General features: G+C 57.6%; 14 protein-coding genes. 6 read left to right on the forward strand and 8 right to left on the reverse strand.

The genetic code is table 11. The annotated features are described in order from the left end of the window. Positions 1-64 precede the first annotated feature (64 nt). Positions 65-1,042 (forward strand): protein-methionine-sulfoxide reductase catalytic subunit MsrP, encoded by a 978-nt coding sequence (gene msrP, locus HF949_RS15250; RefSeq protein ID WP_292896665.1) that lies wholly within the window; start codon positions 65-67, stop codon positions 1,040-1,042. Positions 1,043-1,319: 277 nt separating this feature from the next. Here msrP and HF949_RS15255 read toward each other — a convergent pair whose 3' ends face one another. Next, positions 1,320-2,210: a LysR family transcriptional regulator gene (locus HF949_RS15255; protein WP_292896666.1), complete on the reverse strand. Its 891-nt coding sequence runs from the start codon at positions 2,208-2,210 to the stop codon at positions 1,320-1,322. A 76-nt stretch (positions 2,211-2,286) separates the two neighbouring features. After that, positions 2,287-3,261: a thioredoxin-disulfide reductase gene (gene trxB, locus HF949_RS15260; protein WP_292896668.1), complete on the reverse strand. Its 975-nt coding sequence runs from the start codon at positions 3,259-3,261 to the stop codon at positions 2,287-2,289. 388 nt (positions 3,262-3,649) lie between these two features. Here trxB and HF949_RS15265 point away from each other — a divergent pair, with 388 nt between their 5' ends. After that, positions 3,650-4,123 (forward strand): Lrp/AsnC family transcriptional regulator, encoded by a 474-nt coding sequence (locus tag HF949_RS15265; RefSeq protein WP_229448756.1) that lies wholly within the window; start codon positions 3,650-3,652, stop codon positions 4,121-4,123. Between the two features lie 21 nt (positions 4,124-4,144). Here HF949_RS15265 and HF949_RS15270 read toward each other — a convergent pair whose 3' ends face one another. Then, complete coding sequence (locus HF949_RS15270) at positions 4,145-4,834, reverse strand: hypothetical protein (protein WP_292896670.1); 690 nt, start codon at positions 4,832-4,834, stop codon at positions 4,145-4,147. Between the two features lie 80 nt (positions 4,835-4,914). Continuing rightward, a complete protein-coding gene (locus tag HF949_RS15275; RefSeq protein WP_292896672.1) occupies positions 4,915-5,706 on the reverse strand; it encodes a glycosyltransferase family 25 protein in 792 nt (263 codons plus the stop codon). A 56-nt stretch (positions 5,707-5,762) separates the two neighbouring features. On the opposite strand from HF949_RS15275, the gene HF949_RS15280 reads away from it, so the two are divergent. Then, a complete protein-coding gene (locus tag HF949_RS15280) occupies positions 5,763-6,581 on the forward strand; it encodes a hypothetical protein (protein ID WP_292896674.1) in 819 nt (272 codons plus the stop codon). An 18-nt stretch (positions 6,582-6,599) separates the two neighbouring features. Here the strand turns inward: HF949_RS15280 and HF949_RS15285 are convergent, their stop codons facing one another. Genes HF949_RS15285 through greA form a run of 4 tightly spaced genes read right to left on the reverse strand, consistent with a single transcriptional unit; the run spans position 6,600 to position 9,725 of the window. Further along, positions 6,600-7,478: a glycosyltransferase family 25 protein gene (locus HF949_RS15285; protein WP_292896676.1), complete on the reverse strand. Its 879-nt coding sequence runs from the start codon at positions 7,476-7,478 to the stop codon at positions 6,600-6,602. Next, complete coding sequence (locus tag HF949_RS15290) at positions 7,400-8,161, reverse strand: glycosyltransferase family 25 protein (protein ID WP_292896678.1); 762 nt, start codon at positions 8,159-8,161, stop codon at positions 7,400-7,402. Before HF949_RS15290 ends, HF949_RS15285 begins: the two co-directional genes overlap by 79 nt. Next, the gene (locus HF949_RS15295) at positions 8,158-9,246 is read right to left on the reverse strand and encodes a glycosyltransferase family 4 protein (protein WP_292896680.1); all 1,089 of its coding nucleotides are present in this window, start codon (positions 9,244-9,246) and stop codon (positions 8,158-8,160) included. The genes HF949_RS15290 and HF949_RS15295 overlap by 4 nt, the downstream gene beginning before the upstream one ends. A gap of 5 nt (positions 9,247-9,251) precedes the next feature. Next, positions 9,252-9,725, reverse strand: coding sequence for a transcription elongation factor GreA (greA, locus tag HF949_RS15300; protein ID WP_229448749.1), 474 nt, complete (start codon positions 9,723-9,725; stop codon positions 9,252-9,254). Positions 9,726-9,999: 274 nt separating this feature from the next. On the opposite strand from greA, the gene HF949_RS15305 reads away from it, so the two are divergent. From HF949_RS15305 to HF949_RS15315, 3 genes are all read left to right on the forward strand, one after another. Continuing rightward, on the forward strand, positions 10,000-11,133 hold the full coding sequence (locus HF949_RS15305) for a PQQ-dependent sugar dehydrogenase (protein ID WP_292896683.1): 1,134 nt from the start codon (positions 10,000-10,002) through the stop codon (positions 11,131-11,133). Positions 11,134-11,234: 101 nt separating this feature from the next. Then, a complete protein-coding gene (locus HF949_RS15310; protein WP_292896684.1) occupies positions 11,235-12,125 on the forward strand; it encodes a DMT family transporter in 891 nt (296 codons plus the stop codon). Between the two features lie 76 nt (positions 12,126-12,201). After that, complete coding sequence (locus HF949_RS15315; protein ID WP_292896685.1) at positions 12,202-12,630, forward strand: DUF3775 domain-containing protein; 429 nt, start codon at positions 12,202-12,204, stop codon at positions 12,628-12,630. Positions 12,631-12,834: the final 204 nt, after the last annotated feature.

Genomic DNA, 12,834 nt, shown 5'->3' on the forward strand with positions numbered 1-12,834 from the left:
TTTTGAACCGCCGGGCGGCGGTTCTACCAATGGTGATGCTATCAGAAATCCGCTGGAGAAAGCCATGCCCACAATCCACCGTCGCCCGCGCTGGGCAATAGCCGAAAGCGTGGCGACGCCTGAATGCGTTTTCGCCAATCGCCGCACAGTGCTTGCGGGGCTTGGTCTTGGGGCGATCGCCGGCGCAGGCTTGCTGCCCGGGACAGCCAGGGCGCAGGCAGCGGAAGACGCCGCGTCACGCACCGCATCCCTTTACCCTGTAAAGCGGAACGATGCCTACAGAATCGAACGCCCCCTGACACCTGAAGACGTGAACAGCACTTACAACAATTTCTACGAATTCGGATCGCACAAACAGATCGCGCGTGCCGCTCAGGCACTCTCAACTCATCCCTGGGATATCGAGATCGATGGCCTCGTGGAAAAGCCCGGCACCATTGCTTTCGAGGATCTGTTAAAACGCATGCCGCTCGAAGAGCGCCTGTACCGGCATCGCTGTGTCGAAGCCTGGTCAATGACAGTGCCATGGAGCGGCTTTCCGCTTTCAGCTCTCCTGGCGATTGCGAAGCCCCTTTCGTCCGCCCGCTACCTCCGCTTTGAAACCTTCAACGATCCCTCCGTCGCCGGGGGGCAGAAACAGGTCTGGTATCCTTGGCCCTATGTAGAGGGCGTCACCATGGAAGAGGCTTCGAACGACCTCGCCTTCATGGTCACTGGCGCCTATGGCAAACCCCTGGCAAAGCAGTTCGGCGCTCCCCTGCGGCTGGCCCTGCCATGGAAATACGGCTTCAAATCCATCAAATCCATCCGACGCATCTCTTTCACCGAAAAGAGACCTGTGAGTTTCTGGGAGGAGATTGCAGCCAGCGAATACGGCTTCTGGGCGAATGTGAACCCGGATGTGCCGCACCCGCGCTGGAGCCAGGCGGAGGAGCGGGTACTGCATACCGGCGAGCGCATACCGACGCAGCTTTTTAACGGTTATGCCGAGGAAGTCGCAGGTCTTTACAGCGGGCTCGAAAGCGAACAGCTATATCGCTGACCTGCACTCGTGCCACTTGGAAACACGGGCGCCCGCGATGCACGGGAACCTCCGGCAGATAAAAAAAGAGCCGGATCACGGAGATCCGGCTTTAGTCATTGGAAGTGCCATATAGGCGAAACCTCCAGAGGGGAACACTCGCGGGGGCAAATGGGAGGAGAACGCCCCCGGGAGTGCTTCTCATATGGGCAATGAGCGCCTAAATAACAACCACATGTTTTTGCAACTCACCCATGCAATTTTGCATAACGCCCCGTATTTCTTGGGAAATACTGCGTCAAAATGCCCAATGCCTTGATTTTGAAATGAGGAAGTCCCGGAAAGCGTGAAGCTTTGCCTGATTTTTCATCACGTTCGGATAGCAGAAATATGTGTCGAACGACGGCACGGCGGTTTCCGGCAGAAGCTGCACCAGATCGTTGCTCTTGCCGACCACGTAATCGGGCAGCATGGCAATCCCGGCCCCGCGCTGCACAGCCAGTTTGATCGACAGGATGTTGTTGATCTGCAGAGCCGTCTGGCGCTTCTGCCCCTCCGGACGCCCGGCGGTTTCGAGCCAGTTCATATCGCTGAGATGCGGCGGCACCGCCTCGCCGAAAGTCACGATCCGATGCTTGTCGAGATCGGCGATCGAGGCCGGCTTTCCGTGCTTGTTCACATAGGAGGGCGAGGCAAAGAGATGGAAATGCACCGTGAACAGCTTGCGCTGGATCAGATCCGGCTGCTGCGGCTGGCGCATCCGAATCGCGCAATCCGCCTGCCGCATGGTTAGGTCGAGCTCCTCATTGTCGAGAATGAGTTGCAATTCGATGTCCGGGTAGAGCTCGATGAACTCCGGCAACCGTTCCGTCAGCCAGCCCGTGCCGAGCCCCACCGTGGTGGAAACCTTCAACAGACCGGACGGGCGATCCTTCGCCTCGGTCAGGCGCACGCGCACGCTTTCAAGCTGCATCAGCACGTCATGAGCGGTGCGATAAAGCATCTCGCCCTGTTCGGTAAGAACCAGCCCGCGCGCGTGCCGATGGAAAAGCGGCACCCCCACTTCCAGTTCAAGCGCACTCACCTGGCGTGAAATGGCCGACTGCGAAAGATGCAGCGTTTCAGCGGCGTGCGTAAACGAGCCAGCCTCTGCGGCGGCGTGAAAAACCCTGAGCTTGTCCCAGTCCAACGCCTCGTTCTCCTCTGTCAGGCGCCTGTACCGTCATGGGCGTTGCCGCCCGTTCCCGTCGCTGCGTCGTTCCCGGTTATTCGGCAGCTTCTTTCTTCGATTCCATGGCTGCCAGATACTTCTCTGCTTCCAGTGCCGCCATGCAGCCAAGCCCCGCTGCCGTCACGGCCTGGCGATAAATGTCGTCGGCCACATCACCTGCGGCAAACACCCCCGGAACATCCGTCTGCGTGGTTCCAGGCTGCGTCCACAGATAACCATTGGGCTTCTGCTTGAGCTTGCCTTCAAATAACTCGACCGCGGGGGCATGGCCGATCGCGACGAAGATGCCATCCACCGCCAGATCGGACACAGCCCCCGTGTGCACGTTTTTCACACGCACGCCCGAAGCGGATGCAGGCATGGGCGGTTTTGCGGGCGTCCCGGTGATCTCCTCGACCACCGTATCCCACATGATCGTCACGTTCTCCTTGGCCATCAGACGCTCCTGAAGGATACGCTCCGAGCGCAATTCGTCGCGGCGATGGATGAGCGTCACCGACTTTGCGAGGTTAGAAAGGTAAAGCGCCTCCTCGACAGCGGTGTTACCGCCGCCCACAACGGCAACATCCTTGCCACGGTAGAAGAAGCCGTCACAGGTCGCACAGGCCGAAACACCAAATCCCATAAAGGTCTGTTCGGACGGCAGGCCAAGCCACTTTGCCTTTGCACCGGTGGCGATGATCAGCGCATCGCAGCTATATTCGGTGCCGGAATCGCCCCTGAGCACAAAGGGGCGCGACGACAGATCCACATCGACAATGAGGTCATTGGCGATTTCCGCTCCGACGTTTTCAGCCTGGCCGCGCATCTGTTCCATGAGCCACGGCCCCTGGATCGGATCGGCAAAACCGGGATAATTTTCCACCTCGGTGGTGATCATGAGCTGGCCACCCTGCTCCAGCCCGGCCACAAGAAGAGGCTTCAGCATGGCGCGCGCCGCATAGATCGCCGCCGTGTATCCGGCCGGACCCGAGCCGATGATAAGGACGGGCGCGTGACGACGTGACATGGATGAAATCCTTTCTTCCTAAAAGCACCCGCGGGCATGTTCCGCTCCCATCGGGCATTCTTGACTTGTGAGCGCGTCGGCCCCGCCAGCGGGCAGAAAACGCGAAACCGGACAGCAGACCTGCGGGCGTCATCCCTAGGCCACCATCCAAAACAATTCGGTGACATGATCTAAGTATTCACCACCGCAAAGTGCAAGGCGAGGAACAGGTTTCCAACAGCTACCGAATGCCGCTCCTGCGCATTTGTGCGTTTGCCACGGTTTCAAACACGGTGGATAGTCCACCCTGCCGGTGAAGGCATTGCTTGGCTTGGCAGGGCGCTTGCCCTAATTTCGGTCTGCGCGCGTGAAAGATTCTCGCGCGTTTAGAGCAGAAATGGGAAACACTATGCCGCTACAGGCTGATCTTGACGCAATCGACTGGAAAATTCTGCGTGAGCTTCAGGCCGACGGCAAAATGACCAATGTCGAGCTTTCGCGCCGTGTTGGCATCTCCGCTCCGCCCTGCCTCCGGCGCGTAAAGCGGCTGGAGGAAGGCGGCATCATCAAGGGCTACCGCGCCCTGCTCAATTCCCCGGCACTTGGCTATGATGTGGTCGCCTTCTGCCTGATCGGCCTTCACTATCAGTCTGAGACCGAGCTGAAGACTTTCGCTCAGCGAACGCTCAAATGGCCAATCGTGCGCCGCGCATGGATGGTCTCGGGCGATTCCGATTTCATGCTGCATTGCGTGGCGACCGATCTCACCACCTTCCAGACCTTCGTGATCGAAGAGCTGACATCCGCGCCCAATGTAGACACGGTCCGCACCGCACTCACCATTCGCCAGGTAAAGGACGAAGGCCTCGTGGCGATCGACTAGGGCGCTGGTGCGTCATGTCGGCTATTCGTAATTATCAAAGTCCGGTGCCGGAACCACCTGCAGGATACGCGGATGGTATTGCAGGGTCAGGGGCGCAAGCACATCGCCGAGAAGAAAGCTCCATGGCACCGGATAACGTGATGGCCCATCGCCATAATCGACGCCGGGAACCTCTTTCGGGTATCGCGCCGGATTGGCCTTAAGATGTGGAAGAAGAAGATCAAGCCTCTTCTCGACTATTGAAAGCCACCGTTTGGTGAATTCGGTTCCGGGGCGGAAAATGAATGCTCCGTTGCCAATAAGAACACCACGCCTCAGCTTCAGATGCCGATAGCGCAAAGTTATTTCGAGGGCTGAAACACTTCGGTCGAGAAAATAGTAATTGCCCAACGGTTTGGTTTCATGAATTCTTGCAACACCTCCCACTACCTCCGCATAGCCAGCACCAAGGGCGTTTCCTTTTTCAACGGCGGCAAACGCGGGGATCCAGGAGTGAGAAATGGCTTTGATATCTGCGTAGCCCCCGCCGAAATAATGCATGAAGTAAGCGCGCAGATAGTCGGATTGATGGATCGGAGATAAAAACTGGAACGCAGGGTGAAATGGGTTTTCTAAAACTTCAAAACTATCAAGCGTTTCAGCTGTAACAAGGTGCGCGCGACACTCAGAGTTGTGAAACGTCTCAAGGCAAGCTCGCCTGCGCTCAGACATTTCTGCCGGTCCAAACCAAAACGCAAATATGCGCCTTGGCCAGTTGCTGGAGAGGTCAATTCTCCTCGAAGGGCGCATGATCAGCGAAACCCAACTTTTGTCCGCTCACGCCTCCCGATCAAAGACAAAGTACGATTGACCACCGAACGGCGCCTCTTGAATACGGACTGAACAAACCGTTCGAAGGTGCCAAGCCGCCTTCGAACCTTCTTTTCTCGACCTTCAATGCAAGACACGATCCTCTCGGGCGAATCTGGAGCGAACAATGCGGCCTGCTGTATGCAAATTGCAGGTTCGAGTTGATAGATAACCAGATTATCAAACAGGGGAGAAGAAACGTTGAACAAGAAGTCATCAACGGGCTCGGAAAAAGTTTCACTGGCTGCCAGCAAGCGCTGAGCACAGGAGAGTGAGACAACATACCCAGCAGCGCAAAAATGCGATGTGCGAAGACGTCGAATTCGACGTCCATTTTTTAATGAGCTTGCCTTGGTATCCAAGTAAAGTCGCTCATCGGCCGCCTCAAGCTTGACGATATCTGCGTCCTTAGGAATCCAATCAGAACTCCCGAAGACGGCGGCGACATCCTCACCGAATACGACGTCATCCTCCAAGACAACTGCATATTGAGCCCCTTCCTTTACAAGCGCCTCCCAACATTTGCGGTGGCCCAAAAAGCAGCCAACTTCCCCAGGTGTCAGCTTGCCCCAGCGGCTTTCACCGACGACCACCTTATCTATGTCATCAGCGCTCAGTTCTCGCCCGTCAACCCCTTCCACACGGGCGAGTTCCAGGCCGGCGTCGACACATAGTTCCTGCATACGCTCCAAACGATCGCTAGAGCGCGACAGATTTATCAGATAGATAATCATTTTCTCTCATCAGTCAGTCTGAAAATCATCGAAGCCCCATTGAGGCAATAATCCATATGACACTCGAAGCATCACGCCAAAATGAAACACTACCGCAAGTAAACATGCTCTGGATTGGTGGCGAGCTTGGTCCGATAGAGATCATGTCAGCTCTGAGCTTTCTCGAAGCGGGGCACAAGGTTGTTCTGCATTCATATGACCATGTCAAGAACACCCCCTTCGGCGTCCAGGAGGCGAACGCTGAAAAAGTCGTACCTGGACAGAGAATATCAGAGCTACGCCATCACAAAACGGGATCGTTCGCTCTAGCCTCGGATTATTTCCGGTTCAGACTGCAACAGGAAGGCCTTGGGCTGTGGGCTGACCTCGACATGATTTGCTTGAAGCCTGTCACGCATTTGGAAGACATCGTGATCGGAAAGGAGAGTAATACGCACATAAACGGAGCGATTCTTTACGCAAGAAAGGGACACCCCATCGTGGAAGAGACCTTGGCCTTCTTCGACAACGCCAGTATCCCGCCTTGGACCCGAACTCGAGACGTTGTACGTCTACGCTTGGCGCATCACCTTCTTGGCAAAACAATCAGTCCCGCGGCTCTTCCCTGGGGTTCATTCGGTCCAAAAGCCATAACCTATCTCGCAAGAAAGCACGGGGTATTCGACCTTGCAGCCCCCCGCGACGTTTTTTACCCCATCGACTTCCGCGAGGCGCCAATCCTGTATGATGCCCACAGGAACCTAGATGAGTTCTGCACGGAACGAACCAAGACTGTCCACCTATGGAATGAAGTTCTCAGGAGCGCTGGTCTAAAATCTCAGCGACCACCGAGCGGCTCACCTTTGGCAACCCTTCTGCAGCGCTTCAACGTGTAAGCAAAAAACGCAATACGATCACCTAAAACCAATCCGAACCCATCTATCATCTGTAAATATATTATCAATAACTTCTGAAAATTTTCTGAATATTTTTTTAAATACCTTATTAGTTTTATTTAGGATTAAGATTTTTGATGATTTTTTTTGTTTAATTGATTCGATATCGAAACGTTCTCCAAAAAGAGAACTACCAAGAATTCTATCCTTTCTCAGAAAAACCTCTTGGATAGCAGGTGATGGGTTGACTTGGTAAATTACAAGACTGTCATCACAGAAAGAACGGGAGCTGTAAAGAAACTGGTCAACGGGGTCGCAGAACGCACGGGAATTGGCATGCAATACTTGCGCACAACTCCGAGATATAAGATACGCGCCAGCGCCCGCATGTGCCACGCGCAGAGGATGCACCTTTCGACCAGCAACCGTAGAGACTGCCGCCTTTCCAATCAGCGTCTTCGGCCGGCATGCCTCCAGCCTCACGACACCTGCGTCGGCGGGTATCCAGCTCTCATCGCCGAAAATGGCTGACGCATTCTCCCCGAGAAAAATATCGTCCTCACAGATGACCGTGTAGGCATCATCACTCTGAGCCGCGATCTCCCAGCATTTCCGATGTGAGAGAAAGCAGGCAATCTCGCCTGCCCCCAGTTCGTAGAAGCGGGGTGTTCCGGTTCGCCCGACCTTCAGCTCCTCCTGTGAAAGGAGTTTTGCATCCACCGCCTTGACCACCGTGAAATCCAGCCCCTGCTCGCCAAAGACCTTGCGCATATGCCCGAGGCGGGCCGTTTCACGTTCCAGATTGATGACAAGCGTCTTCACTGCCGTTTCACCCCGGTTGCCTGCCAGCCGCGAGAATATTTTCGCACTTTGCTCCGATATGCGAAACGCTTCCATTCTCTGCGAATTCGCTCGCTGATGCTGCGCTTCACCTTCCCCGATGCGCTGACCGTGCTGCCCCCGATCTCGGCTGACTGGTCGCTGATGCCCGAAGGCACCACACACAAAGGTGCAATCCCTGTCACCCAGCGCAATTGCAGAAACGTGTCGACCGGTCGATCGAAATGGTCGCTCAGAGCGAGAAGATGCTCTGCAGCTTCGCGTGTCACAAGCTGCGCAACAGTGCCAAGCTGCGAGACTTCAGGCGCAACGAGACGGATCTCTCCCTCCCGCGCCACTTCCTGCACCTTGCCCCGAACCGGGCTTATGCGAAACTGCACATATGCCTTGCCCGTACAGCCCCGCCTGGCAAGCTCGAGGCAACGCCCGAAAAACGGCATCTGGAGAGCCACGTCGTCCTCGACGATCAGCCCCGCATCGAGCCCGCGCTCCACGATCATGCGCCACACCTTCCGGTGAGAAAGAAAACAGGCAATCTCGGATTGTTTCAGCACAAAGGGATAATCCGGATGATGCAACCCCTTCACGTAGTGCCGCCCGATCTCCTCGTCGCCGAGTTCCTGACCATCGACGGCGTCCACCACATGGCTTTCAACGGGCAGGCTCGCCATCAGGTGCTCCACTTGTGGGCGACGCGCTGTCGCGCGCTCAAGATGGACGATGAAACCTTCGATCTTCACGTGGTGGCCTCATGCCAGAGTTCTTCGTAAAGCGCATTAAGCGCATTCGCTTCGCCTTCCAGCGGAAAACGCGAGCGCGCATGCTGAAGTGCAGCATTTGCAGCGATGCCGCGCAGCTTTTCGTCATCCATGTAGCGTGCTGCAGCAGCAATCATCGCATCCAGATCGTCGACAGGCACCAGGGTGCCCGCTTCGCTGTCCTCCAGCTGCTCCGAAAACGCCCCCACATCCGTGGCGACAACCGGGACTCCTGACGCCATCGCTTCAAGTGGAGTGAGCCCAAAACCTTCCCAGCGCTGCGGTGCGATGAACAGCGAAAGCGCCTGATACCAGGCCGGAATTTGTGGGCGGGTGCCAACGAAATGCACTCGGTCTGCGAGCCCGGCTCCCCGCACGCGCTCCTTCAGTTCTCTCTCAAAGTCTACATGCGGCCCGGTCGCCTGGCCGGCGATGATGGCCGACCAGCCGGGACGGTCCGGCAGAAGCGCGATCATCGCATCCACGAAGAGGTCGGTCCCCTTCTGGCGCCGTACCCGGCCAAAACATCCGACATAGCGCTGGTCGCCTGCCATGCCCACCGCGATCGCTCCCGTCTCGGGGCTCGAGGGTGGTGAAAAACGGTGCGTGTCGATCCCGTGCATGACCACACGGCTTTCGACCTTGAGGTAACCCGCAGATTTCCGGCTGGTGGCCACCACCCGGTCCATGCGACAGATCAGAAACCGGGTCCAGCGCGTGTGCTCGCGTTGCGAAGCGGAGGTGAAAACGAGCTTCAGCGGCGCGCGAAAGACATCCCGCAAAATCACGCCAGCCAGCATCTCCGGGTTGCGCCGCGCATGCCATATGCGAAAAGGCCGGTTGGCCGGCCTGCGCAGAAGCCCCGGCACCTGCCACCAGCGCAGTTTGGGCAGTGAGTCGGGCAGTCCCGGTCCCAATGTCGCTATGGCGAGTGTCTTCGACTGTTCTGGAACAAGCTGCACGATGGTGCTGGTCACGCCCGAAAGCCGCTTTTTGAAATTGGGGGCCACCACATCCACATCACGGACGCGGAGCCGGAGGCCGCTTTCGGGCGTTTTGCCGGACATGATGATCAGCCGTAGCGGATTTCCACCACCTCATAGCCGCGCGCGCCGCCGGGAGCATTCACCTCGATGGAGTCCCCCACAGCCTTGCCGATCAGCGCCCGCGCGATGGGCGAGGAAATGGAAATACGGCCCGCCTTCACATCGGCTTCCTGGTCGCCGACGATCTGATAGGTCTTCTCCTCTTCGGTGTCTTCATCGACCAGCATCACCGTGGCGCCGAATTTAATCGTATCGCCGGAGAGCTTCGTCACGTCGATGACCTCGGCGCGCGCGATCAGATCTTCCAGTTCGCCGATGCGGCCTTCGTTGAGGCTCTGCGCCTCCTTGGCAGCGTGATACTCCGCATTCTCCGAAAGGTCGCCATGGGCGCGCGCCTCCGCGATCGCCTCAATGATACGTGGCCGCTCTTCCTGCTGGCGCCAACGCAGCTCTTCCTTCAACGCCGCGGCTCCGGCAAGCGTCATAGGGACCTTGTTCATTTCATTCACCTTCCAGACATGAAGGCAGGAAGACCCCACACGCCTTACGCGAAGCGTCGTCCTGCCGCCGGTGCAGACATAAAAAGAAACGGTCCGAAAGCGTCTGCCTACGGAACCGTTTCGTATGACTTCTCCCAATATAACAAGCCGGTGACGATTTTCACGCAAATTTTTGCGTGTTCCGTCTCCCCCTCAATTGCGCCCCGTTGTTTCGCCTTGTTCGACAGCGTTCATAACCTATCTCAAGATGAATGCGACAATGGGAGACCCGCTGATGCAAGACCAGATCCTTCGAACCGCCCTGGCCGCCGGTCTTCTTGCCTGGCCAGGTGTCGCCGCCGCCAAGACCTTTACCACCCAGGCGGTGACGGTCGAGGCTGAAACTCTCGCACGTGGCCTTTCCAATCCCTGGGGTCTTGATTTTCTGCCCGATGGAAGCGCGCTCGTGACGGAACGCCCGGGCCAGTTGCGGCTCTTCTCCGCGGGCTCCCTCTCAGCCCCCATCGCCGGTGTGCCCGAGGTCGCCATTGTCGGTCAGGGCGGGTTGCTGGATGTCGCCGTTTCGCCGGATTTCGCCGAAACAGGAACGATTTTTCTCTCTTTTTCAGAACCTGGCGAAGACGGAGCCGGCACGGCCATTGCCCGCGCACGGCTTGTAAGAAATGGCGCGGATGCCCGTCTTGAGGACGTCACGACAATTTTTTCCATGAATCGCAAAACCACGGCAGGTCAACATTTCGGCTCGCGCATCGTGCTCCATCCCGACGGCACGCTGTTTTTCACCATTGGCGACCGCGGACAAGGCGACCGGGCACAGGATCCCGCCGACCACGCCGGTTCGGTACTCAGGATCAACCCCGACGGCTCTGTCCCTGAAGACAATCCCTTCGCCGGCAGCGCAGACACCGCGCCTGAAATCTGGTCCATGGGGCATCGCAATCCGCAGGGTGCCGTCTTCGACCCTGTGACCCGCGCGATCTGGACGGTCGAGCACGGCGCCCGCGGTGGTGATGAGGTCAATCGCCCCGAGGCCGGAAAGAACTATGGCTGGCCGGTCATTTCTTATGGCGTCAACTACAGTGGCACGAGAATCGGCGTCGGCAGCGAAGCGCCGGGCTACGAACAACCTGAATACTACTGGGACCCGTCCATCGCGCCTTCCGGCACCGCAGTTTATCAGGGCGAAATGTTTCCCGAATGGCAGGGGGATTTCTTTGTTGCGGCGCTCAAATACCACCTCGTCGCCCGCCTCGATCGGGATGAGAACGGCAACATTCTCGGTGAAGAGCGTCTTTTCAAGGGAGCTTTCGGACGGATACGGGATGTGAATGTTGCACCTGACGGCTCGCTCTGGCTTTTGACGGACAAGCGCCGGGGCGAGATCATCCGTATATTCCGTTCGGAGTAATGCACCCCGAAACTGGCCCACAGGAGTCAAGCGCTACGGCCCTTGTGCGGCCAGCGCCAGCTCCGTAAGACATGCGCAATTTCCTCAGTCCGGGTGGGCGTATGACACGGGTTCAGGCCAATCTTCTATTGCTTCTTGCAGGCGCAATGTGGGGCATGGGCTTCGTCGCCCAGTCGACCGCAATGGATGCCATCGGCCCGTTCCTGTTCATCGGTCTGCGCTTCGCCATTGCCTGTCTTTCCATGCTGCCTTTTGCCATGTGGGAAGCCCGGCGCAGCACAAGATCCCTCACCTTCAACGACAAGCGGAATTTCCTGCTGATCGGTCTGCTCCTCTTCGCTGGCATGGCCGCGCAGCAGGTTGGCCTCCTGACCACCAGCGTTACCAATTCCGGTTTCCTCACCGGCCTCTACGTTGTCATGGTGCCGTTTCTGGCGGTTCTTCTGTTCCGCCAGTGGCCACACCTCGTGGTCTGGCCGGCCGCCCTTTCCGCGCTTGCGGGGATCTGGTTGCTGTCAGGCGCAGGCAGCGTGGCACTCACCACCGGCGACTGGCTGACCATCCTTTGCGCACTCTTCTGGGCCCTCCAGGTGATCATGATTGGCAGAAGCGCAAGTCATACCGGCCGCCCCATCACGCTGTCCGTCACCCAGTTCGGCATAACAGCCGTCATCGCCCTTGCTGCCGCCGGCCTTATCGAGACGATCGAGTTATCCGCGATTCTCATTGCCATGCCTGAAATCCTCTACGCTGGCATTTTCTCCGGCGGCATAGCCTTCACGCTCCAGGTTATCGGCCAGCGCTATACAACAGCCCCGCAAGCCGCGATTTTCCTGTCCACGGAAGCAGTCTTCGCCGCACTTTTCGGGGCGATCTTTCTCGGTGAGCGGTTACCGGCGCTCGGTCTCGCCGGTTGCGGCCTGATCTTTGCAGCCATTCTGGCAGTCGAAATCGTTCCGGCTCTGCGCAACCGGCAACGCAGCGTGGCCTGAACAGGAGCTAAACAATCCGTCGTGCTTTCCGCACGTTCTGCGTTATCATACCTTCGGAGTGCCGGAGGAGAAGCTCATGCAGAAGCCTGTTGAGCGCGAATGGGCGCTGACCATTGACCCGGAAACCGTGCGCTTTCTGGCAGGCAAGGCGCGCGCAATCAGCGCCGCGCTCAATACAGACTATGACGATGGTCACGAGCACGAAATTGAGATCGATGGCGATGCCCGCGATCGGCACCAGCATGACGGGCTGATCGAGGAAGAGGAGGAAGACCTCACCGAAGAGGAATTTCGAGAACTGGTGGCTGATCTCAATGTGGATGAGATTGCTGAATTGATAGCGCTGGCATGGGTGGGGCGCGGCGACTACGATGTGAAGGAATGGTCAACCGCCGTCACGGATGCGCGGCAGCATGGCGCCAGGAACGTGGCCACTTATCTCCTCGGAATGCCGATGCTTTATGACTGGCTGATCGATGGCCTGGATGCACTCGGCGCATCGTGAACACTTCGAAACACACCGTTATTTCCCGATCAGCCGGGGTTGCGGCAAACATCCAGCATGATCGCTCTTTTAGCTGTTCGAAGTGCGCTGCCGGCCATACTGCTCTGCGCCCTGCTCTTCACGGACCCCCTGAACAACGCTCATGCAGCCGAAAGGGCCGCCTCGGTCCCCCTGCCGGCCACAGGCCCCATACCAAAGAGCCGC

The organism is Nitratireductor sp. (assembly GCF_017794765.1).
Taxonomy (GTDB): domain Bacteria; phylum Pseudomonadota; class Alphaproteobacteria; order Rhizobiales; family Rhizobiaceae; genus Nitratireductor.

Excerpts from the sequence above, each read along its gene's own strand:
- msrP (WP_292896665.1), top strand. The coding sequence starts at position 65 with ATGCCCACAATCCACCGTCGCCCGCGCTGGGCAATAGCCGAAAGCGTG.
- trxB (WP_292896668.1), bottom strand. The coding sequence starts at position 3,261 with ATGTCACGTCGTCACGCGCCCGTCCTTATCATCGGCTCGGGTCCGGCC.
- HF949_RS15265 (WP_229448756.1), top strand. The coding sequence starts at position 3,650 with ATGCCGCTACAGGCTGATCTTGACGCAATCGACTGGAAAATTCTGCGT.
- HF949_RS15270 (WP_292896670.1), bottom strand. The coding sequence starts at position 4,834 with ATGTCTGAGCGCAGGCGAGCTTGCCTTGAGACGTTTCACAACTCTGAG.
- HF949_RS15275 (WP_292896672.1), bottom strand. The coding sequence starts at position 5,706 with ATGATTATCTATCTGATAAATCTGTCGCGCTCTAGCGATCGTTTGGAG.
- HF949_RS15280 (WP_292896674.1), top strand. The coding sequence starts at position 5,763 with ATGACACTCGAAGCATCACGCCAAAATGAAACACTACCGCAAGTAAAC.
- HF949_RS15285 (WP_292896676.1), bottom strand. The coding sequence starts at position 7,478 with ATGGAAGCGTTTCGCATATCGGAGCAAAGTGCGAAAATATTCTCGCGG.
- HF949_RS15295 (WP_292896680.1), bottom strand. The coding sequence starts at position 9,246 with ATGTCCGGCAAAACGCCCGAAAGCGGCCTCCGGCTCCGCGTCCGTGAT.
- greA (WP_229448749.1), bottom strand. The coding sequence starts at position 9,725 with ATGAACAAGGTCCCTATGACGCTTGCCGGAGCCGCGGCGTTGAAGGAA.
- HF949_RS15305 (WP_292896683.1), top strand. The coding sequence starts at position 10,000 with ATGCAAGACCAGATCCTTCGAACCGCCCTGGCCGCCGGTCTTCTTGCC.
- HF949_RS15310 (WP_292896684.1), top strand. The coding sequence starts at position 11,235 with ATGACACGGGTTCAGGCCAATCTTCTATTGCTTCTTGCAGGCGCAATG.
- HF949_RS15315 (WP_292896685.1), top strand. The coding sequence starts at position 12,202 with ATGCAGAAGCCTGTTGAGCGCGAATGGGCGCTGACCATTGACCCGGAA.